At 74.3% G+C, this 21387-nt stretch carries 18 protein-coding genes; 3 read left to right on the forward strand and 15 right to left on the reverse strand.

Annotation, left to right across the window (positions count from 1 at the left end; genetic code table 11):
* Nucleotides 1–233: 233 nt before the first annotated feature.
* The 10 genes from AB0N04_RS37265 to AB0N04_RS37310 all read right to left on the reverse strand — a co-directional run bounded on the left by AB0N04_RS37265 (nt 234) and on the right by AB0N04_RS37310 (nt 13277).
* Nucleotides 234–1328: a transglycosylase family protein gene (locus AB0N04_RS37265; RefSeq protein ID WP_360222594.1), complete on the reverse strand. Its 1095-nt coding sequence runs from the start codon at nt 1326–1328 to the stop codon at nt 234–236.
* A gap of 447 nt (nt 1329–1775) precedes the next feature.
* Nucleotides 1776–3116, reverse strand: a complete 1341-nt coding sequence (locus AB0N04_RS37270; RefSeq protein ID WP_360222591.1) for a patatin-like phospholipase family protein — start codon at nt 3114–3116, stop codon at nt 1776–1778.
* Nucleotides 3113–3568 carry a hypothetical protein gene (locus AB0N04_RS37275; protein ID WP_360222588.1) on the reverse strand — a complete coding sequence of 152 codons (456 nt, stop codon included), beginning with the start codon at nt 3566–3568 and terminating at the stop codon, nt 3113–3115. Before AB0N04_RS37275 ends, AB0N04_RS37270 begins: the two co-directional genes overlap by 4 nt.
* Before the next feature lie 16 nt (nt 3569–3584).
* Nucleotides 3585–4514: an acetoacetate decarboxylase family protein gene (locus AB0N04_RS37280; RefSeq protein ID WP_360222585.1), complete on the reverse strand. Its 930-nt coding sequence runs from the start codon at nt 4512–4514 to the stop codon at nt 3585–3587.
* Entirely contained in the window at nt 4511–5608 is a 1098-nt protein-coding gene (locus AB0N04_RS37285) for an alpha/beta fold hydrolase (RefSeq protein WP_360222582.1), read from the reverse strand. Before AB0N04_RS37285 ends, AB0N04_RS37280 begins: the two co-directional genes overlap by 4 nt.
* Entirely contained in the window at nt 5605–7446 is a 1842-nt protein-coding gene (locus AB0N04_RS37290; RefSeq protein ID WP_360222579.1) for a hypothetical protein, read from the reverse strand. Before AB0N04_RS37290 ends, AB0N04_RS37285 begins: the two co-directional genes overlap by 4 nt.
* Complete coding sequence (locus tag AB0N04_RS37295; RefSeq protein ID WP_363365679.1) at nt 7443–9926, reverse strand: FAD-dependent oxidoreductase; 2484 nt, start codon at nt 9924–9926, stop codon at nt 7443–7445. The genes AB0N04_RS37290 and AB0N04_RS37295 overlap by 4 nt, the downstream gene beginning before the upstream one ends.
* A gap of 242 nt (nt 9927–10168) precedes the next feature.
* Nucleotides 10169–11032, reverse strand: coding sequence for a carbohydrate ABC transporter permease (locus AB0N04_RS37300; protein WP_360222745.1), 864 nt, complete (start codon nt 11030–11032; stop codon nt 10169–10171).
* Nucleotides 11029–11895 (reverse strand): sugar ABC transporter permease, encoded by an 867-nt coding sequence (locus AB0N04_RS37305; RefSeq protein ID WP_360222774.1) that lies wholly within the window; start codon nt 11893–11895, stop codon nt 11029–11031. Before AB0N04_RS37305 ends, AB0N04_RS37300 begins: the two co-directional genes overlap by 4 nt.
* A 125-nt stretch (nt 11896–12020) precedes the next feature.
* Complete coding sequence (locus AB0N04_RS37310) at nt 12021–13277, reverse strand: extracellular solute-binding protein (protein WP_360222748.1); 1257 nt, start codon at nt 13275–13277, stop codon at nt 12021–12023.
* 454 nt (nt 13278–13731) lie between these two features.
* Between AB0N04_RS37310 and AB0N04_RS37315 the strand changes: the two genes are divergently transcribed.
* Entirely contained in the window at nt 13732–14490 is a 759-nt protein-coding gene (locus tag AB0N04_RS37315; protein ID WP_360222751.1) for a DeoR/GlpR family DNA-binding transcription regulator, read from the forward strand.
* 75 nt (nt 14491–14565) lie between these two features.
* Here the strand turns inward: AB0N04_RS37315 and AB0N04_RS37320 are convergent, their stop codons facing one another.
* Together AB0N04_RS37320 and AB0N04_RS37325 are read right to left on the reverse strand one after the other, a co-directional pair.
* The gene (locus AB0N04_RS37320) at nt 14566–15033 is read right to left on the reverse strand and encodes a hypothetical protein (RefSeq protein WP_360222754.1); all 468 of its coding nucleotides are present in this window, start codon (nt 15031–15033) and stop codon (nt 14566–14568) included.
* Nucleotides 15034–15105: 72 nt separating this feature from the next.
* Complete coding sequence (locus AB0N04_RS37325; RefSeq protein ID WP_360222757.1) at nt 15106–16545, reverse strand: FAD-dependent monooxygenase; 1440 nt, start codon at nt 16543–16545, stop codon at nt 15106–15108.
* Nucleotides 16546–16615: 70 nt separating this feature from the next.
* Here AB0N04_RS37325 and AB0N04_RS37330 point away from each other — a divergent pair, with 70 nt between their 5' ends.
* Nucleotides 16616–17266, forward strand: a complete 651-nt coding sequence (locus AB0N04_RS37330) for a TetR/AcrR family transcriptional regulator C-terminal domain-containing protein (RefSeq protein ID WP_360222760.1) — start codon at nt 16616–16618, stop codon at nt 17264–17266.
* A 103-nt stretch (nt 17267–17369) separates the two neighbouring features.
* Here the strand turns inward: AB0N04_RS37330 and AB0N04_RS37335 are convergent, their stop codons facing one another.
* From AB0N04_RS37335 to AB0N04_RS37345, 3 genes are all read right to left on the reverse strand, one after another.
* Nucleotides 17370–18755 carry an MFS transporter gene (locus AB0N04_RS37335; protein WP_360222763.1) on the reverse strand — a complete coding sequence of 462 codons (1386 nt, stop codon included), beginning with the start codon at nt 18753–18755 and terminating at the stop codon, nt 17370–17372.
* A 151-nt stretch (nt 18756–18906) separates the two neighbouring features.
* On the reverse strand, nt 18907–19260 hold the full coding sequence (locus tag AB0N04_RS37340; RefSeq protein WP_360222765.1) for a metalloregulator ArsR/SmtB family transcription factor: 354 nt from the start codon (nt 19258–19260) through the stop codon (nt 18907–18909).
* Between the two features lie 75 nt (nt 19261–19335).
* Nucleotides 19336–20016, reverse strand: coding sequence for a TetR/AcrR family transcriptional regulator (locus AB0N04_RS37345; RefSeq protein ID WP_360222768.1), 681 nt, complete (start codon nt 20014–20016; stop codon nt 19336–19338).
* Nucleotides 20017–20161: 145 nt separating this feature from the next.
* On the opposite strand from AB0N04_RS37345, the gene AB0N04_RS37350 reads away from it, so the two are divergent.
* Nucleotides 20162–21271 (forward strand): medium chain dehydrogenase/reductase family protein, encoded by a 1110-nt coding sequence (locus AB0N04_RS37350; protein ID WP_360222771.1) that lies wholly within the window; start codon nt 20162–20164, stop codon nt 21269–21271.
* Nucleotides 21272–21387 lie beyond the last annotated feature (116 nt).

Consider the following 21387-nt stretch of genomic DNA (forward strand, 5'->3'; position numbering starts at 1 on the left):
CCCCGACCGCGCCGCCCACCCCAGCCCGCCCCCCGGCCGGCCCCCGCAGCCCCCCGGGCGAACCTGCCCGGGGGCCTGCGGGTGCGTGGCCGGACAACGGCCCGCCACCGCACTGCTGGGCGGGCGCCGCAGGCACGCCGGAGCGCCGGCCACCGTTGCGGGTGACCGGCGCTGCCGGGGATCCGCGCGGTTCGGCCCCGCACCCCGGAGCTGAAGGGGCGCGGACCGCTTCATCAGGTGTGGATGATGCCCTGGGTGGCGTAGCCGTCGCCGTTCCAGTCGCCGGTGATCGGGGTGTCGCCGGAGTCGCCGTACGAGGTGGCGGTGACGGTGCCGTCGTCGTGGCGGAGGTAGAAGGTGTGGTTGTCGGGCATGTAGACGCCGATGTTGGTGTGGCCGGTGTGGTCCCAGTCGCCCGCGAGGGGGATGCTGTTGGGGTTGCCGAAGGTGATGGTCTGGTCGGCGCCGCCCGCGGTGTTGCTGTTGCGCAGGTAGAAGGTGCTGGTGGCGGGGTCGTAGAGGCCGACGGTGACGGTGCCGTTGCCGTCCCAGTCGCCCGAGACCGGCCGCCAGTCGCCACCGTTGCCGAAGGCGAAGGAGTTGACGCTGCCGTCGCTGTTGCGGAGGTAGAACTTTCCGCTGTCGGGCATGTAGACGCCGATCTGGGAGGTGGTGCCGTCCCAGCGGCCGAGGACCGGCCGGTTGCCGGGGTTGCCGAAGGTCAGCGTGGCCTCGGCGGCGCTGCCCGAGTTGGCGAGGTAGAACGTCGAGGTGGTGGGGTCGTAGGCGGCCTGGGTGTCGGTGCCGTTCCCGTCGAAGTCACCGGCCAGCGGGACGAGCGGGGTGCTGCCGAACGCGAACGACGCGCGGGTGGCCGTGGTGGACGACGCGCTGTCCGACAGGTACCAGGTCAGCGTCTTGCTCTCCGGCTGCGGCGGGGTCACCGGCCCGGAGCCGTCCGGGTAGGGGTTGGCGCGGTCGGCCGCGAGGCGGGCCTTGGGGCCGCAGACCGGCCAGGCGCCCTGGCCCTGCACGGCGAGGACCTTCTCGGCGATCAGGATCTGCTGCTGCTTGGTGGCCTGGTGCGGGTAGGCCGCGTACTGGCCGCCGCCGTAGCCCTTCCAGGTGCTCAGGTTGAACTGCAGGCCGCCGTAGTACCCGTTGCCGGTGTTGATGCTCCAGTTCCCGCTGCTCTCGCAGTCCGCGACCTTGTCCCAGGTGGCTATCGAGGCGGCCTGCGCGGACTGCGGGGCGACGCCGGCGAGGCAGGCGACGGCGAGGGCGAGCGGGCCGGCGGTGCGGGCGAGGGCGCTGGTGAAGCGGGGCATGGCTGATGGACTCCTGTCAGAGCGGGGCAGGGAGGGTGATGGTGCGTGCCGGCCCCCGACGACAGGGCGGAGCAGGGCCGCGGAGCGGCCCGTCCGAACGGTCAGGGGGTGCCGGCGGGGCGGAGCCCACAGGCAGGGTGACGGTGGGTCGCGTCCCACGATGACGCGTCCCGCCCTGCTGCCCGGGCCGTTGCTTCCCGGCGGCGATCACCAGCTTCGTCGCTGCGGGGAGGGAGCGGAAGGCCCGTCAGCTGGACGCAAGCGGCCCAGGACGGTTCCGGTCAGGGCGCGACGGGGAAGCCGGACGTCCGGGCGGAACGGGCAGGCCCGGGCCGGTGGACGTGCCCCGCCGGGCAGCACGAATCCGGCGCCCGTGGGGGCGCCGGGGGAGGATGCGGGGGGAGCGGGTGCACCGTCGGGCGGCGCGCTGCGTCGCCCGCGGCCCGGTCAGGCCGGTGGGGGTGTCAGGGTGCGGCGCAGGCCGGGGCGGGCGAGTTCGGTGAGGGCGTCGGCGTGGCCGAGGAGTCCGTGGGCGCCGAACGGCTCGACGGAGGCCAGGGAGCGGGCCGCGTCGGCGAGGCCGAGGTGGAGCTCGCCGGTGCTGCCGTCCGCCGCCCGGAAGGTGACCGTGCGGGCCTCGGAGAAGAGGTCGAGGGCGCGGTCGCCGGTGAGGTCGCGGTGCACCCGCACGTCGACCCAGTCGCCGGCGGGCCGGGCCCTGGCCAGGTAGTCGAGCCCGGTGGGGTCGGCCACGACGCGGCCGCCGGCGAGCGGGAGCCGGCCGCCCCAGGGCGGGTGGTCGACGTGGCCGACCAGCCGGGCGCCGGGCGAGGGCTCGCCGTCGGCGGGGAGCGGGAGTTCGACGACGAGGTCGAGCGCGAGGTCGGCGCCGCCGACGGTGCCGCGCAGCCGTTCGCGGACCCGCACGCCGCGGGGGGCGTCCCGCATCACCGTGCAGGTCGGGTCCTTGGCGACACCCGTGGGCCGGGCGGTGTCGAGGTAGTCCCAGGCGTCGCGGTAACCCGTGTCGATCAGGGTGTCGGCGGTGATCCGGCCGGTGAAGAACTCCGGGTCGAGCGGCAGCGGGTGTGCGGGCTTGACCACGTGCAGGACGAACGGCCGTTGCGCGGCGGCCAGTTCGGCGAACAGGCCGCCGTTCGCGCTCATCTCGATCATGTGGACGTACTGTTCCAGCGGGCCGTCGCCCCAGTACCGGGAGTTGCCGATGCACCAGACCAGCCAGACCTCCTCGGCCCCGCGGCGCAGCGCCTCGCCGAGATTGGCGTCCTTGACCCACACCGCGTCGGTCCAGACGTGCCCGTCGCGGCGCAGCGGCGGCATGAACAGCGGCAGCGACATGCCCGCCGTCATCAGGTCCAGGTCGATCTCGGTGTGCGGCACCGCGACGCAGGCCTTGGTGGTGAAGTCGACGAGGTTGAAGGTGCCCTCCAGGGGTGCGGCGCGCACGGCGTCGACGTCGATGCCGAGCGCGGGGAGGACCTTGTGCCGCACCCCGTCGGCGCTGCCGAGGGCGGGCAGGGACCAGGGGCCGCGGAGGTAGTCGCCCGGCGGCAGGGCCGCGGTGAAGTCGTGGACGTCGAGGGCGGACCACCGTCGGGCCATCTCGGCCGGGTCCTGACCGGACAGCAGCATGCCCGTGGTCATGATCCCGCCGGAGGTGCCGTCGACGTGGTCGAAGCCCAGGCCGTACTCGTGCAGGGCCCGGACGACACCGGTCTGCCAGGCGACCCGCATCCCGCCGCCGGCCAGGACCAGGGCGCGTCTCACGGCTGCTCCCCGGTCGCGGCCGGCCGCTGCCCGGTGGTGGCCGGCGTCGTGTCCCGGCGGGCCGGCCGCCGCCACATCACCGCGCACAGCACGGCCGTGGCGAAGTCGAAGGCGGCGACGAGCAGGGCCAGCGGTCCGAAGAGGTCCCGGGCGACGGCGACGCCCACCAGTACGGAGGCGGCGAACTTCTGCAGCCCCACCCACAGCGGCAGGTAGGACGGCGGCGAGGGGGACAGCAGCCCCTGCACGACCAGTCCGCCGATGACGACCATGAACATCCCGACGGTGCCGAAGAGGTGCCGGGTGGTCGGCGTCGACTCCGCCGAGAGCACGTCCAGCAGGGGCCCGGGTGCCACGAGTTGGCACAGCCCGGTGAGCACCGTCACCGCGCCGATCAGCACCAGCACGAGCCGCAGCGGATCCCCGGTGACCCGGCTCGGCAGCAGGCTCACGACGGTGCCTCCGCCCTCAGGGCCGTGCGCCGACGTCGATGCCCGGCGGGTCCAGCCACTGCTGGGAGAGGCCGAGGCCGACGACGCTGCCCAGCGGCTCGCCGTAGCTGCGGCCGGCGGCCTCGCTGGTGAGGAACCAGCACTCGAAGTGGTCGTCGAGCACGCCGCGGGTGGTCGGCAGGTAGCAGGTGAACAGCGGGTCGGGGGCGATGCCGAGGGTGTGCAGCGCGGCGACCTGCGGGGCGTCGCCGATCAGGAGGCGGGCCCGGGCGCGCCGGCCGAACGCGAGGTCGGCCTCGCCCTCGAAGTAGACGAACGACTTCATCAGCATGCCGCGGAAGGCGCAGTAGTTGGCGGCCTTGACGCGCAGCGGTAGGGCGGTGGCCGGCGGGCGGTCGATCGAGAGGAAGGTGCCCAGCCGCCCGTCGACCTGGTACTCGCTGGACACGGTGGCGTCGGTGACCTTGAAGTCGAGGTTGGCCTGGTGCTTGGGCATCCCCCAGATGCCCTTGCCGCCCTTGACCGAGATCTCGCTGCTGACCGGCAGGTCCAGGACGTACTGCCCGGTGCCGAAGACGCCCTGCAGGAGCCCGGGGAGCAGCGGCGGTGCGGGCCGGCTGCCGTGGGTGCAGGCGAGTGCGATGGAGTACTCGATGTAGCGGCCGATGTCGGTGCGCACGTAGTCGACCACGGTGACGACGAGCAGCCCGCGCCGGCCGGGGAGGGCCACCGGGTGCAGTTCGCCGCCGGGGAGCAGCCGGGCGGCGGCCGCGCGGTCGACGGTGAACGCGGCCATCATGCAGGGGGTGTCCGCCGAGTTGACGGGCATCTCGAAGGGGATGCCGTCGACGAGTGCGTTGCGCCCGGCGAGCCGCCGCTGCCGGCGCGGGTAGGGCGAGGGCACGAGCGACAGCCCCAGCCGGGCGAGGGGCAGGACCGGCTTCATGTCGCCAGCTCCTTGAGGATGAGCGGGTAGGTGTCGGTGGCCGCGCGGCGGCCGAGGAAGACGTCGAGGTGGCCGTAGCCGGGGAGCAGGTGCAGGCTGTCCCGGCCGGGCCGGTGGCGTTGCAGGAAGTCGAAGGTGCGCTGCTGGCTCTCGGGGAGGAAGCAGCGGTTCTGTTCGCCGGCGAGCAGCACGATCCGGGCGTCGGTCCTGGGCGGGCGGTCGACGGCGGAGCGCGGCAGGCCGGTGGTGCGGTCGACGGACACCAGGTGGCCGGCCCGGATGCACCGGTTCATCTGGGCGAAGAAGGTCATCGGGACGTCGGCGAACTCGCCGCGGATCCAGTCGTGGGTGGCCTCGTCGAGGTTGGCGTGGGACCACAGGGCGGGCCAGCCGGTGCCGTAGGTGAAGCTGACCATCCGGCAGACGGTGTTGCGGCACTCCGGGTGGGTGGCGCGCACGAAGGTGACCAGCAGGCGGGAGAGCACGCCGTCCGGCCGGTCGCCCCAGCGGGGGGAGATGGCCGGCAGGGCGTGGGCGATGAGCGGTGCCAGGCGGGCGATCTTGAAGGTGGAGAGGCCGGGGACGACGGGGTGCAGCGAGACGGCGTTGCTGACCACGGTGTCGACCTCGGGCAGCAGCCCGGCGGCCAGCGCCATCATGAACGAGGTCGAGCCCTGGCAGTGCACGACGGCCTTGAGCCGGTCCGCGCCGGTGGCCGCGAGCACGTGGGCGACGGCTGCGGGGTGGTCGTGGGCGGCCGCCTGGTCGAGCGTCCAGGGCGTCGGGGGGAGGTCGATGGAGGCGCGCCAGTTGAACAGCCAGACGTCCCAGCCCTCGTCGATCAGGGCGTCGACGAAGGTGCGCCGCAGCGGCGGGCGGAACAGCTCGGCGCGCACCCCGGCGCCGTGGGCGACCAGGACGGGCCCCCGGGTGGGCGGGTGGCGGCCGTGGACGCGGACCAGGCTGAGCGGCCGGCCGTCGAGCGCGGTCAGCGGCCGCACCTCGGTGACGTGGTCGCGGCGGGTGGTCGGCCTGCTGGGCGTGTGCGGCCCGGTCGCCGCGGAACGGGTGGCCCCGGTGGAGGTGGTGGTCATGGTGTCCCGGCCTTCCCGGCGGCGCGCGCGACCACGACGGGTTCCTCGATCAGCCGTACGGTCGGCGGCCGGGCGGGCACCGGCCGCCTGCCGAGCGACGGGTCGTCCTGCAGCCGCCAGTCGCGGCAGATGCGGTCGAGCGTCAGCGGGTAGAGGGTGAGGTCGCCGTCCGGTGCGAGGTGCAGGCGCAGGAACCCCTTGTACTCCTCGACGGACTGGCCGGACATCTGCCATTCGGCGGCGGCGCCGTGGCGTGCCGACAGCACCCAGAGGGCGAAGACCTCGGAGCCGAGGGCGCCGCCCACCAGGCCGGCCAGCACCAGGCAGGAGACCAGCACGGCCCAGCCGGACCAGTCGGCGGGGAACGGTACGGCGACGCACAGGGCGAGGACCACGAGCGCGACGGCGACCTGCACCAGGACGGAGACCAGTCCGGTGGAGGGCGTGGCGCGGACGTGCGGCCGGACCAGCCGGTAGGCCCAGCGGAAGGCGAACAGGACCGCGACCGCGCCGCACAGGCCGCCGACGAAGCCGCCGAGGTCCCCGGCGTCGGCCGTGCGCACGGCGTCCACGGGCCGCAGCACGCCCTCCGCCAGCGCGAACAGGAAGCTCGTCAGCAGGAACAGCACGGCGTGCACGCCCGCGGTGAGTTCGGCGAAACCGGGGTTGCGGCGCGGCAGCCAGGTCCGGGACCAGGGGCGGGCGAGGCCCCGGGAGATCCGGCGGGAGTCGGCGGCGTCGGGGTGGGTGGTGCGGGCGCGGTCGAAGACCGGCGGCGGGTCGTCCTTCTCCCGCAGGCGGGAGCCGGCGGGCGGCAGCGGCAGCGCGGCCGGCAGCCGGTGGGTCGCCGCGAGGTAGGCACCGCCCAGGCCGCAGGTCACCAGCTGGCGACGCCGCGGGTCGGCGGGCAGGTCGCCGGTGCCGGCCGGTTCGTCGGGGAGCCGTTCGGCGTAGCGGGCGTAGTGGTGCCGGTCGCCGGTCAGCCACAGGCGGATGGCGGCGTCGGTCGGGGTGCGTTCGCCGGTCTGCGGGTCGAGCCGGGTGCGGACGTAGTTGCGGTCGAACCAGTGCAGGGCGTTGAAGGCGTCGACGTCCTTGTCGGCGCTCTTCACCCAGGTGGGCTCGGCGGAGCAGACGATGACGCCGTCCCCGGGTTGGAGGTTGGCCGACAGGTGGGTCTCGAAGTAGCGCAGCTGGGGGTCGTCGAAGTACTCGCCGAGCTGGCTGTCCAGGCCGACCAGCCACCAGCGCCGGGGCAGCTGCACCACGAAGTAGCTGCGGGTCTGCCGGGTCCGCCAGCCGCCGATGGGGCGCTGCTGGGCGAAGACGCGCAGGAACGCGGTGAGGCCGTCGTACCAGTCGTGGTTGCCGGGCAGGGCGACCATGAGGGGTTCGTCGTCGGCGGTGGGGAGGGCGGCCCGGTAGGGGCCCTTCGTCTTGTCCTCGTAGTCCCGGGCCGAGGCGGTCGGGTAGACCTCGTCGCCGCCGAGGACGAGCAGGGCGCCCCGGGGCAGCTCGGTCGCTGCGGGGCCGGGGAGGGTGAGCGAGGGCGCGGCCAGGGCCCAGGCGACGGAGCCGGTGGCGTCGAAGCCGTCGCCGAGGTCGGCGACGAAGTCGAACCAGAGTTCCTGCGCGTCGGGCCGGTGCAGCGGGGCGCGCAGCATCCTGGCGGAGAGCGCGCCCTGGATCTCCCGTTTGTCCGCGTAGTCGGCGAAGACGGTGGCCAGGACGACCTTGACGGCCGTGCGGGCGAGCTGGCGCGGTGCCAGCCAGCGGGTCTGCTCCTGCGGGGTGAAGCCGATCTCCTCGGCGTGCGCGCGCAGTTCGCGGGTCCTCATGCCGGCTCCCTGGCCCGGGCCAGGCGCGGGCCGTAGACGGCCCACAGCTGGCCGAGGAACAGCCGGCCGAACCGCTCCAGCGCGAGTGCGGGGTGCGGGCCCTCGGTGCGGAAGGTGGTCAGCTGGTGGACGAAGGCGCGGACCGGGATGCTGACGACGCCCGCACCGAGCACCCGTACGTCCTCGTCGCCGCCGGGGGGCACGTGGCCGGCGAGCACCCGGTAGTAGAGCGTGGAGGTGTCGTGCCAGAGGTCGAGGCCGCGGTCGTCGTGGACGTCCTTGTGGCCGACCAGGGTCAGCGGGTTGCCGCCGGGGTCGCGCAGGTGCAGCCGGTAGAGCATCAGCCGCCGGCGGGGGTCGGCGGTGCGGGTGAAGAGGTTGAACCAGCCGCGTTCGACGGGCAGCCGGCCGCCGAGGGTGTCGCAGTCGACGTAGCCGACGGCGGTGCCGGGGTGGGCCGGGTCGGCGACGAAGCGGTCCACGTCGTGCGCCGTGATGGTGAGGTGGAACATCAGCTGCCGGTGCTGCGCCCGGCCGAGGGCCCGGCCCTGGCCGGGGTCGGTGACGCCGAGCGCGACGTGGCCCTTCATCTCCTCGGTGAAGGACAGGCTGGTCGGCCCGCGGCCGCCGTCGACGGACGGCACCGGGGTCGGGGGCGGCGCCGGGTTCGGAGCCGGTGCGGCGGCAGCAGCAGGAACAGCGGCGGCAGTCGGGGCCGGGGCCGGGGCGGTGGCCGCGGCACGGGGCGCGGCGCGTTCGGCGAGGAGGTGGTCGCAGGCGCGGTCGGCGAACGCGGCGATCGTCAGCGAGGGGTTCGCGCCCACCGGCCCCGGCAGCGCCGAGCCGTCGAGGACGTACATCCCGGGGACGCCGAACACCTCGCCGTGGGCGTCGCAGACGCCCTCGCCCGGGTGGCGGCCCATCGGGGCGCCGCCCAGCGGGTGCACGGTGATCACCCGGTGGGTCCACCAGAGCGGGTTGTCGGCGAACTCGCCGCCGAGCGCCTCGGCGAGCTCCCGCATCGTGGACCGGACGCCCTCGAAGTAGCGGAGCGAGGTCTGCACCGTCCAGTCGACCTCCAGGTAGCCGCCTTCCAGGCTCATCCGGCCGTCGGGGACGTCGCGGCCCATGCCGAGCAGCGGCAGCGCGGAGCCGGAGAACGCGCCCGAGCCGAGCAGCAGCGAGAGCTGCCGGCCGAGGTGGCTCTGCCGGCTGTGCCCGAACCGGGAGCGCAGGCGTTCCAGACCGAATCCGAGCGTCCGCAGCACCTCGCCCGGCAGCTGGGCCTCCTCGGCGAGCCAGCCGACGAACTCCGGGTAGCCGGCGTCCTCGACGTAGTGGCCGCGGCCCGGGGAGCCGTCCCCGTCGAGTTCGTCGCCGACCCGGACCGCGGTCGTGATGACGGGCCCGGTGCTGGCGTCCAGCCGGCGGGCGCCCTGCCCGGCCGCGCCGCCGGTGGCCTTGAGGACCAGCCCGAGCAGGTCGCCGTTGCCGCTGAACCGGGTGCCCAGGGCGGGGCTGATGCCGGGCAGGGCGGCGCGGTTGCGCAGCAGCAGGTAGCTGGAGCCGAAGGTGCCGGCCGCGAGCACCAGGCGCTCGCAGGCGATCCGTCGCACCGGCAGCCGGTCGGTGTCGGTGCGGTGCCCCTCGCGGGCGGGGTCGTGCACCACGTAGCGGACTTCGTGGCCGCCGCCGGGGAGCGGGGCGAAGCCGCGGACCTCGCAGCGGGTGCGGAGGTCGGCGCCGTGGTGCCGGGCGGCCGACAGGTAGGTGTGGTCCAGGGTGTTCTTGGCGCCGAAGTTGCAGCCGAGGTCGCACTCGCCGCAGAGCCGGCAGGTGCTGCGGGGTAAGCCGTGCAGGTTGCCGTACTCCGGCTCCGGTACGGGGGCCCCGGGGACGGGCGGACCGCCGGGGCGGGGCGTGAAGGTGACGGCGAGCGGCGGCCGTTCCACCGGCAGGCCGAGCCGGTCGGCGGCCTCCCGCAGCGCGACCGTCTTCGGTGTGTCGGGGTACGGGTACCGTGTCGCGCCGAGCATCCGTTCGACCCGGTCGTAGTGCGGGTCGAGGTCGGCCCGGCTGATCGGCCAGTTCTCGTAGCCGCCGCCGGGCAGCGGGGACTCGTGGACGAACCACTTCTCGTCCTTGCGGAGCAGGACGTTGGCGTAGATCAGCGAGCCGCCGCCCAGGCCGCTGGAGACCACCCCTTCGAGCCCGCGGAAGGACCAGACGTCGAAGAGGCCCTGCATGCCCTCGCTCGGGTCCCAGAAGTTGCGGGCCATCGCGGCGGGCGAGCGGGCGAAGCCGTTGGGCGGGTACGGCTTGCCCCGTTCCAGGACGACGACGGACCGGCCGGCCTCGGCCAGCCGGTAGGCGGCCACCGAGCCGCCGAAGCCGGAGCCGACCACCACCACGTCGGCGTACTCGTCGGCGGGCGGGCCGCCGTCCACCGGGGCGTGCTCGTTCGCTCGTCGGTTCGTCATCGGCGTTCCCCTTCGCCGGACCTCAGGGGCGTCCGCCACTGCCGTGGTGGCGGGCCGACTCTTCAGGTGTGTGTCGGGTCGTCGGGCCGGGCGGCGGGCGCGGGCACCGGGACCGGTGCCCCGCACGGGTGCCGCCCCTCTTCTCCACCATGCGCCCGCGTGGCACCGGTGTCATCCGGACGGCGCAGTCCGGCTTGCGGGCGGGGGTGGACGGGTGTCCCCCTTCGCCCGACGTCGGGCGGCTACTTGACGGAGCCGGCCGTCAGCCCGGAGACGACATGGCGTTCGATGACGGCGAAGAGGACCACCACCGGCACGATCGCCACCAGCGAGGCCGCGAACACCTGGTTCCACTGCACGCTGTAGGCGCCGATCATGTTGTTGATCCCGACGGTGAGTGGCTGGCGCTCGGGGGTGTTGGTGAGGGTCAGGCCCATCACGAACTCGTTCCAGGCGGCGATGAAGGTGAAGATGACGGCGGTGACGACGCCCGGCAGCGCGAGCGGGAGGGTGACCCGGAAGAGGGCGCCGATCCGGCCGGTGCCGTCGATCATCGCGGCCTCCTCCAGCTCGACCGGGATGGAGCCGATGTAGGCGCCGAGGATCCAGATCGCGAAGGCCAGGTTGAACGCGGCGTTGGCGAGGACCAGCACCCAGACGGTGTCCAGCATCCCGAGCGCGTGGAACTCGCGGTAGAGGCCGACCTGGAGCGCGGCGGGCTGGAACATCTGGGTGACCAGCACCAGCAGGAGGAAGGCCCGGCGGCCGCGGAAGCGGACCCGGGCGGTGTGGTAGGCGGCGGGCAGCGCGACCAGCAGGACGAGCAGGGTGGAACCGCCGGCGACCAGCAGGGTGGTGCGCAGGTTGGCGCCGAGGGTGGTGTCCGTCCACACGCTGGTGAAGGAGGAGAAGTCGAAGCGGGTGGGCAGGTAGCCGTTGTCGCGCAGCTGGTCGGCCGGTCGTCCGGCGGTGACCGCCATGTCGACGTAGGGCAGCAGGAAGAGGGCCGCCAGCGCCCAGGCGGTGGCGGTGAGCAGGACGGTCCGGGCGCGCGGTCGGCGCCCGCCCGGTGCCGGGCGGGCGGGGGTCCGGGGGCGGGCGGTCATCGGTTCTCCTCCTGGTTCCAGCCGCTGGTCCTGAGGAAGAGCAGGACCAGCACGACGACGGCGGCGAAGTTGACGACGGACATCGCCGCCGACTCGGCCACGTCGTAGCCGCGCAGCATGTACATGAACACCGTGGTGGTCGCGGTGTCGGTGTTGGGGCCGCCCTGGGTCATGCCCCAGATCACCGGGAAGGAGTTGAACACGTTGATGAGGTTGACCACGAGGGCGACGAGGAAGGCCGGGCGCACCAGCGGCAGGGTGACCTTGCGGTACGTCTGCCAGGGCGAGGCGCCGTCGACCCGGGCCGCCTCGTACACCTCGTTCGGGACGGTCTGCAGGCCGGCCAGCAGGGTGTAGGTGGTGAACGGCAGCGAGACGAAGACCGCGACGAGGACCAGCCAGGGCTTGGCCTGGGCGGCGTCGCCGGTCCAGGCGCGGGCGTGGTCGATCAGTCCGAGGTCGAGCAGCAGGCGGTTGAGCACGCCGGCGACCTGGTCGAGCATCCAGCGGAAGCCGATCGCGGTCATCAGCACCGAGGCGGCCCAGGGCGCGATCAGCGCCCAGCGGGTGATCCGCCGGCCCGGGAAGCGCTGGTTGAACAGCTGGGCCAGGCCGAGCGAGAGCAGCATGGTCAGGCCGACCACGACGACCGTCCAGACGGCCGTCCAGAGCAGGACGTCGGGAAGTCGCGGATCGGCGAACAGCTTGCGGTACTTGACCAGTCCGGCCGGGCCGTGGTCGGTGCCGGAGGTGTCGATGCGGCGCAGCGAGGTGCGCACCATCTCGACGACCGGCCAGACGACCACGACGAGGATCAGCAGGACGGCGGGGCCGATCCAGGGCAGCGGCCCGAGGCGCGGCAGTGCGCGGCGGCGCCGGGCCGGCGGGGCCGGCCGACCGGTGCGGTCGGGCCGGTCGGGGCCGGCGGTGCGGGTGCCGTCGACGGCGGGTGAGGACACGGTGTCGGTTCCCTCGGCTCGTCGCCCGGCTACTGCCCGGCTTGTTCGGCGGCCTGCTGGAGCGCGTCCAGGGCCTTCTTCGGGTCCTTGAGGGCGCTGCCGATCTGGACCTTGACCTGGGCGGAGACGCCGGGCCACGTCGGGTCGCTCAGCGGGTAGAAGGTGGCGGTCGGCAGGATCTGCAGGAAGGGCTGGAGCGGCTTGCCGTCCGGGTCGGCCTGCATGGCGGTGAGCGCGGAACGGGTGACCGGCAGCAGGTTGTACTCCTTGGCGAACCGCACCGTGTTCTCCTGGCGGTAGGCGAAGTCGAGGAAGGCCTTGACCTGGTCCTTGTGGCCGCGCTTCTTGAAGGCCATCACCCAGTCGCCGACGCCGAGGGTGGACTTGGTGGTGCCGTCCTTGCTGGGCATCGCCGCCCAGCTGACGTCCATCGCCTTGACGTCCGCGAGCTGGCCGGGGAAGCCGTTCATCATCCCGACCTTGCCGGAGGCGAAGTCCTTGGTGAGATCGGTGCGGTTGACGGAGGCGGGGCTCTGCTCGGTCAGGCCCGCGTCGACCCAGCCCTTCAGCCGGCCGAAGGTCTCCACGTTGGCGGGGGAGTTGATGGTGTAGGCGCCGCCGGCGTCCTGGTAGCCGCCCTTGTTCTCCAGCATCCAGATGAAGGACTCGCCCTGGGCCTCCTCCCGGCCCAGCGGCAGGCCGAGCGGGACCTCGACGCCCGCGGCCTTGAGCGCGGTGGCGGCGGTGGTGACCTCGTCCCAGGTGGTGGGCGGTTTGGCCGGGTCGAGGCCGGCCTTGCGGAAGAGGGCGTTGTTGATCAGGAACATCCGGGCGCTGGAGACGAACGGGATGCCGTACTGGGTGCCCTCCTGGGTGCCGGCCTTGGTCATCGCGGGGATGAAGTCCTGGGCGGTGTCGGGGGAGAGGACGTCCGTGGCGGGGTAGAGCTGTCCGTTCTTGGCGAAGTCGGCGTACCCGCCGGTCTGCAGGACGTCGGGCTGGTTGCCGTTCTGCACCATGGTCTTGACCTGGGTGTCGATGTCGTTCCAGTTGATCACCTGGAGGTCGACCCGGATCTTCGGGTTCTGCTGCTGGAAGGCGGAGATGACGCCCTGCCAGTACTCCTGGCCGGGGTTCTGGCCGTTGGAGCCGTAGTCGGCGGCGACGAACCTGATCGTGGTGACGCCGTCGGCGGAGGTGGAGCCGTCGGAGCCGCTCCCGCACGCGGACAGCGCGAGTGCCGCGCTCGCCGTGGCCGCCGACAGGGTGAGAAGACGCCGCTTCATGGATTCCGCCTTTGCGCGTGAGGCCGTCCCGGGTTGTTCCAGGCCCGGCGAGGTCGTGCAAGCGGGAAGCGTGCACGAAGATGATTACTCGGGGCTGGGTCGAGTCATGATTGAGCATCGGGTGAAGGAGAGTGTGCATCTCTGGCGGCCCGACGGGCCACCCGCGTTACCGAAGTGTTGCAGTGTGGACACGGCTCGACCATGACGGAGGGCGGCCCGTTGCCCGTTGCGCGTTCTTGCTCAGCCGCTGAGCGGCGGGCGGAATCAGTGCAAGTTTGAGCAGCGAAGAAGGAGGGTGCGTCGCCATTCGGGGTGGCGGTGACCCTGCTCAATATTGATCGGTGCATGCCATTTGAGTCAGTTCTGCGCATCCCGGCCCGGGTCCCGCTCCGGGCTGACGCGGGAATCCGCTCTGGTGGAGTGCCCTGTCGGGCCCGAGAGCTACACTCCGGTCATGCTCAAAGCTGATCGCGCGGCCCGGATCCTGTCCCACATCGGTGAGGTGGGGAGCGCGGACGTGCACGCGCTCTCCGAGCTGCTCGGGGTCTCCGGCGCGACGGTCCGCCGCGACCTCCAGGAGCTGCACGAGCAGGGGCTGCTGCACCGCACCCGCGGTGGCGCGGTGACCGGGGCCGTCAACCTCGAACTGCCGCTGCGCCACCGCAGCGAGAAGCAGCAGGAGGAGAAGCGGCGGATCGCCCGGGCGGCCGCCGAACTCGTCCCCGAGGGCGCGGTGGTGGGCCTCAGCGGCGGGACGACCACCACGGAGCTGGCCCGGGTGCTGGCCGAGCGGGGCGGTCTGACGGTCGTCACCAACGCCGTCAACATCGCCGCCGAACTGATCGTCCGCCCGGAGACCCGCTTGGTGGTCATCGGCGGGCTGGCGCGGTCGGCGAGCTACGAGCTGGTCGGCCCGGCGGCGGACCGGATGCTCGCGCAGTACCACCTGGACATCGCCTTCATCGGCGTTGACGGCCTGACCCCGCAGGAGGGCTGCACCACGCACGACGAGATGGAGGCCCAGACCGACCGCGCGTTCCTGCGCAGCAGCGCGCGTTCGGTGATCGTGGCCGACAGCACCAAGGTCGGCCGGGTCACCTTCGCCTCGATCTGCCCGCTCTCCGAGGTCCACGACCTGGTGACGGACGACGGGCTGCCGGCGGCGCAGGGGAAGGCGTTCACGGACTCCGGCGTCCGCCTCCACCTGGCCTGACACCGGGGCTCGACACGCGCGTGCCCCACGACGGGACCCGGTGGGAGCCGTCGCGGGGCGCGGAGCCCGGACGCGTCAGGCGGAGGTCGGCACGGGCCGGACGGCCCGGCCGCCGGCCGGCGCCGCCGCGGAGGCGGCCTCCTGGACACCGCAGGTGATCACCGCGCAGGCGAAGGCGATCAGCGGCGCCTTCCAGCTCCACGGGGCGAGTGCGATGACCGCCAGGACGGGCACCAGGTGCACGACGGAGGCGGCGACGGCCGCCCGTCGCCAGCCGCCGGTGCCGCCCGGGCGGCCGACGGTGACCTGGTGGCGCCGCCAGAGCAGGGCCGCCACCGCGGCGAGCACGGCCATCGCGAAGGCGCCCGTCCGGGCCAGGGCGGCGTCGGTCGCGCCGTCGGGGTCGAGTGCGGCCGGGCCGCCGGTGTGCACGGTCAGTGCGACCACGGTCCATCCGGCGGCCGCGGCACCCAGCAGCGACGCCAGGACGTCCGGCCGCGATCTGCCCCAAGTCGCCCTGGGGCGGCTGATGTTCGATTTCATGCCTCATCCTATCCGGCACCCGCACGCGCCCCGGGTGGCCGCCGGCCCGGGCGCTCCTCCGGCGGGCCGCCGTCAGCCGACGGGCGCCCCGACCCGGGCCGCGTACGCCGCGAGGCCGTCCGCCGTCGCTCCGGCCCAGCCGAGGTAGCCGTCCGGGCGGACGAGGAAGAGTCCGGTGCCGTAGGCCTCGTAGGCCGGGATGCGGACGACCGGGCAGGCGGCCTCCGGAGTCGCGGCCCCGGTGCCGACGACCAGCAGGGTCCAGTGCGGCCCGCGGAAGGCGTCGAAGAGCCTGGTGCCGCCGCGGATCCCGTCCGGAGCGCGGTCGCCGGCCCGCAGGGCGCCCTCGGGAAGGTCGCGCCGGGTCTCCGTGCTGAGCGTCGACTCCCGGTAGCCGAGGCCGAGTTGCTGGGTCGCCCGGCCCCGGCGGACCTCGCCGCGGTGCACCTTCGTCGACAGCTCCAGCATGTCGGCGGCGTTGGCGCGGCGCTCCTCCTGGTAGCTGTCGAGCAGGGCCGGCGGGGCGTCGCCCGCGAGGACCGCGCCCAGCTTCCAGCCCAGGTTGTAGGCGTCCTGGATGCTGGTGTTGAGGCCCTGGGCGCCGGCCGGGGAGTGCACGTGGGCGGCGTCGCCGGCCAGGAACACCCGGCCCGCGCGGAAGCGGTCCGCCAGCGCGGCCCGCGGCCGGAACTCCGAGGCCCACCGGACCTCCAGGACCTGGTCGGGGGTCAGGTGCGTGCGGGTGGCGACCACCCGGCGCAGGCCCTCCAGGGACGGGTCGACGGCGGTGCCCGCCCGGAACTGCGCGACGAGCTGGAACAGCGGCTCCGCGCCGGGCAGCGGGCAGGCGGCCAGCAGGCCCTCGCCGGAGCCCTCGTCGGCGGGGAAGACGTGCCAGTGCTCGCGGTCCAGCCCGGTGAGCAGCACGTCGGCGACCAGGAGCGGATCCGGGTCGACGGTCTCGCCGGTCATCCCGATGCCGAGCAGCCGCCGGACGGTCGAGCGCCCGCCGTCGGCGGCGACGGCGTAGCGCGCCCGGACGGGGCCGGCGGCCGCGAACTCGGCGGTGACGCCGTCCGCGTCCTGGGTCAGGCCGACCAGCTCGTGCCCGAACTCCACGCCGCCGCCCAGTTCGCGGAGCCGGTCGTGCAGGATCCGCTGGGTGCGCGCCTGCGGCAGCATCAGCGTCTCGCTGTACGGCGCGGCCTCCGAGGGCTCGGTCGGGTCGTACATCCGGCGCGAGCCCTGGCGCTCGCCGTCCTGCCAGAACTGGTTCGGCGGGTAGTGCCCGGACGCCGCGCGGACCTCCGCCAGGACGCCGAGGTCGTCCAGCACCTCCAGCGTGCGCGGCTGGAGCCCCTTGCCGCGGGAGCCGGGGAAGAGCGCGGTGCCGCGCTCGACGAGCAGGGCGTCCACGCCGCGCCGGGCGAGGTCGACGGCGAGGGCGAGGCCGGTGGGGCCGGCGCCGACGATCAGGACGTCCGTGTGCACAGCCGTCTCCGAGGAGGCCATGGCCACTCCTTAACGTTGTTAAGTGGGTTGGTGACGGAAGCATCCACTTAACGGCGTTAAACTGTCAACCGTGACCCCGCAGAAATCCCCCAGGCTCGACCGGAAACTGGTCGCCGACACCGCGCTGAGACTCCTCGACGAGGTGGGCCTGGACGGGCTCACCCTGCGCGCCATCGCCGCCGAACTGGACGTCAAGGCGCCCGCGCTGTACTGGCACTTCAAGGACAAGCAGGCGCTGCTCGACGAGATGGCGACCGAGATGATGCGGCGGATGAACTCCGCCGGGGAGCCGCCTGCCGGGGACTGGCGCGAGGCCTACCGCGCCGCCATGCACGGGCTGCGCGCGCAGCTGCTCCGCTACCGCGACGGCGCCCGGGTCTACAGCGGCGCCCGGTTCACGGACACCTCGTACGCCGCCGGGCTGGACGCCGGGCTGCGCCTGCTCGTCGACGCCGGCTTCACCCTGACCGCGGCCGCCCGCGCCTGGTACACCGGCTACAGCTACACGATCGGCTACACCGTCGAGCAGCAGGCGATGGGCCCCAACCCCTTCGTCGGCGAGGCCGGGTACGACCTGGAGGCCCGCGCCGAACGCCTCGCCGCCCACCCGCTCGCCGCCGCGGCGGGCCCGGTGATGTTTGGCGAGTTCGACGAGGGGTACGCCCAGGGCCTGGAGGCGATCCTGGTCGGCATCGACACCTGGCGCACCGGCCGCGCCTGACCCCCCGGTCCTGCCTGGCCCCCGGGCCTGCCTGGCCCCCGGGCCTACCTGACCCCGGCCACGGGGCGTCCGGAAGGGGCGGAGCGCCCGGGTCCGGCGCGGCTCAGCCGAGCGAGGCGCGGGTGCGGCCGGGGCGGGGCCAGCTGCGGTGGTCCTGGTCGATGACGTAGTGGTGGCCGTGCTGCCAGCCGCCGGCGCGGGCGGGGTGGGCGTCGGCGAGGTGGGGGTGCCCGGCGGGCAGGTCGGTGTGCAGGTGGTCGAGCGCGTCCGGGTCGTGGGCCGGCCACAGGGCGGCGGCGCCCACCGCCCCGGCCAGCGCGAGCAGCCCGAGCGTGACGGCGGTGGCGGGCAGGCCGGCGCCCGCCGCCAGCCAGCCGGCCAGCGGGTAGGTGAGCAGCCAGCAGCCGTGCGAGAGCGAGAACTGGGCGGCGAAGGCGGCGGGCAGGTCGGCGTCGGTCGCGGAGCGCCGGATGAGCCGGCCGCCGGGGGTGAGGACCGCCGAGCTGCCGGCGCCGACCAGCGCCCAGGCCGCCAGCAGGGCCGCCCACGACCAGGCGCCGGGCCCGGTGGCGGTGACCGCGCCGACGGCGCCCAGGACGGCGGGCAGGGCGAACGCGGCGGGCAGCATCACCGCCCGGTCGCCGACCTTGGCCAGCAGGCGGGGCAGCAGCAGTGCGGTGAGCATCGAGCCCGCGCCGTACGCGCCGAGGGCGAGCGAGACGGCGCCAGCCGGGCGGTGGAAGTGGTCGCGCACCACCACGACGGTGTCGACGAAGACGATCGCCCCCGCGGCGGCGACCGCGAGGTCGAGGGCGAGCAGGGCCCGTAGCCGCGGGGTGGCCCGGAACAGCCGGCCGCCGGCCCGGGCCCTGGCGCGGCCGTCGCCGGGGCGCCCGCCGTCGGACCGCTCGACGGGCGCGGGCCTGGGCAGCACGGTGGAGACGACCAACGCGGCGGAGGCGAGGAAGCCGGCCGTCGTGCCGAGGAAGAGCCAGTCGTAGCTGACGGCGGTGAGCAGCAGCGCGGCGAGCGCCGGGCTGAACAGTGATTCCAGGTCGTAGGCGAGACGGGACATGGACAGCGCCCGGGTGAAGTCCCGCTCGGCGGGCAGCACGTCCGGGATGGTGGCCTGGAAGGTCGGGGTGAACGCGGCGGAGGCGGCCTGCAGCAGGAGGATCAGCAGGTAGACCTGCCACACGCTGTCGACGAACGGCAGGGCGAGCGCGACGCCCGCCCGGGTGAGGTCCATCCCGGCCAGGAGGGCCCGCCGGGGTATCCGGCCGGCGAGCGCGCCGGCGACCGGGGCGACCGTGACGTAGGCGACCATCTTGATCGCCAGTGCGGTGCCGAGTACGGCGGAGGCGTCGGCCCCGGCGAGGTCGTACGCCAGCAGCGACAGGGCGACGGTGGCCAGTCCGGTGCCGACCAGGGCGACGACCTGGGCGGTGAACAGGCGGCGGTACGCACGGTTGCGCAGTACGGACAGCATGGCGGCCCCGTCCGGTTCGTCGGTGGGAGTGCCGCACCATCATAGTCAATGCGTGCGTACCTGTGCACCTGTTGTGCGGATGGCCGCCCACGGCTCCCGGGCCGGTGTCCGCGCCCCTCTGGCGGTGCCCGCGCCCCGCCGGGGGTGGCGGTCAGTCGTGCGGCGGCAGGTGGCCGATCTGGTGGTCGGCCACGTTGAGCGCCTCGTCGACGAGCCGGCGGAGGTGGCCGTGGCGCAGCGAGTAGACCACCCGCCGGCCGTCCTTGCGGGTGGTCACCAAACCGGCCAGGCGCAGTTTGGCCAGGTGCTGGCTGACGGACGGCCGGGCCGCGCCGGTCGCCTCGGTCAGGGTGGTGACGTCCGCCTCGCCCCGGCCGAGCCGCTCCAGCAGTGCCAGCCGGGTGCGGTCGGCCAGCATCGTCAGCACGGACGCGGCCACCTCCAGGCGCTCGCCCCCGCGCTGGTGCGAGTGGTGTGCAGCTGCCGGAACCTCGCCGTTGCTCATCCGGCCATCGTAGGCCCGGCCGCGTGCACCAGTGCGCACGCGTGCCCGGCGGTTGCCGGTCGGAGCGAGCGCGGCTCAGCGGGACCGCAGGGAGTCCAGTTCGGCGGCGTAGAGCAGTGCGGGGTCGAAGCCCATGCCGGTGAAGTGCCCGGCGAGCTCGAGGGAGAGGGCGCCGTGCAGCCGGGTCCAGAAGCCGAGCGCGCGGCGCAGGGCCCGGGGCGGGGCGGGGTGGTCGCCGGCCCAGGCCCGGTTGGTCGCGAGGTCGGCGTCGAATCCGGCGCCGGGGCCGTCCTCCGGGTCCGGGGCCGCGGCCGGGAGGGCGGCGCAGGCGTCCAGGATCACGGCCATGATCTCGCCGGTGATCGCGGTGGTGTCCGGCGGTGCGTGGTAGCCGGGGACGGGCGTGCCGTAGAGCAGGAAGTAGCGCTGCGGGTCGGCCAGGGCCCAGTGGCGCAGGGTGTCGGCCAGCCCGGCGAGGTCGGCGCCGCCGTCGGCCGCGGCCCGGAAGGCGTCGGCCAGGCTGCGGTAGCCGTCCCGGATGAGCTCGGTGATCAGGTCGTCTCGACCGGCGAAGTAGCGGTACAGCGCGGGGCCGCTCATGCCCATCTGCCGGGCGATCGCGTTCAGCGAGAGCGCGGAGGCCCCGGCGGTCGCGATCTGCTCCCAGGCGCGCTCCTTGATCTCGGTGCGGACCTGGGAGCGGTAGCGCTCGCGGGGGGTGGCCGCGTCGCCCTTGCTCGCCGCTGTCTCCGCCATGGCCGGCCGCCTTTCCGTCGGTGTGGCTGTGTCGGCTCGTTCGGTTAGAGGCTATCACTGGAGTTGTTGACGTTCGCCTTCCCGAGGGGTTATAACTTCTAACGAGCGAGAGAGCGCATAACGCGACCGACGAGTGGAGACCGACATGAACGCCGACCTGAACGCGAACCCGAACGCCGGCCTGAGCGCTGTCCCGACCGCCGCGGACACCGCCGCCGGGCAGCCCGCCGCCGAGCAGCTGGTCGAGGTCGTGCTCCCGGGCGTGGTGGAGCCGGAAGGCCTGCAGCTGCGCCACGGAGCCGTCCCGACCGCCGGGGCCGGCCAGGCCGTGGTCCGGGTGGAGGCCACCGGGGTCTCCTTCGCCGAACAGCAGATGCGCCGCGGCCGCTACTACGACCAGCCGCCCTTCCCCTTCGTGCCCGGCTACGACCTGGTCGGCACCGTGCTCACCGTCGGCCCCGGCGTCGACGCCCGGCTGGTCGGCACCCGGGTCGCCGCGCTGGTGAAGGTCGGCGGCTGGGCCAGCCACATGGCCATCGACGCGGCGGACCTGGTGGCCGTGCCCGGGGAGATCGGCGCCGCGGAGGCCGAGACGGTGGTCGTCAACGGCATCACCGCCTGGCAGATGCTGCACCGCAAGGCCCGGGTCCGCGCCGGTGACACCGTGCTGGTGCACGGGGCCAACGGCGGTGTCGGCACCGTCCTCGTCCAGCTCGCCCTCGCCGCCGGGGCGACGGTGATCGGCACCGCCTCCCGGCGCCACCACCAGAGCCTGCGCGCCCAGGGCGTGCTGCCCGTCGACTACCGCACCGAGGACGTCCCGGCGCGGGTGCGCGAACTCGCCCCCGGCGGGGTCGACGCCGTCTTCGACCACGTCGGCGGCGAAGGCATCGTCGACTCCTGGCGGCTGCTCGCCCCCGGCGGCACGCTCGTCTCCTACGGCAGCGCGTCCACCCGCGACGACCAGGGCTCCAAGCAGTGGCCGGTGCTCCGGCTGCTGGGCCGGGTGTGGCTCTGGAACGCGCTGCCCAACCGCCGCAGCGCCTACTTCTACAACGTCTGGGCGGGCCGCGCGCTCGGCCGCGACCGCTTCCGCGCCCGGCTGAGCGCCGACCTCACCGAGGTCTTCGCGGCCCTCGCGCGAGGCGAGGTCACCGCCCGGGTCGCCGCCGAACTCCCGCTGGCCCGGGCCGCGGAAGCCATGCGGCTGGCCGAGTCCGGCACCGTCGCAGGCAAGATCGTGCTGGTCCCGTAGGGCGGGTCCGGTGGATCACCGCCGCGGCCGCGACCTCGCCGGCACGCCCCGGGCGGCGGCCCCAGGAAGCGCTCCGGTCCCAGGTGGTCCGTGGCGACCCCCTCGGCCCTGAGCCG

Source organism: Kitasatospora sp. NPDC051702, assembly GCF_040681575.1.
Lineage (GTDB): Bacteria > Actinomycetota > Actinomycetes > Streptomycetales > Streptomycetaceae > Kitasatospora.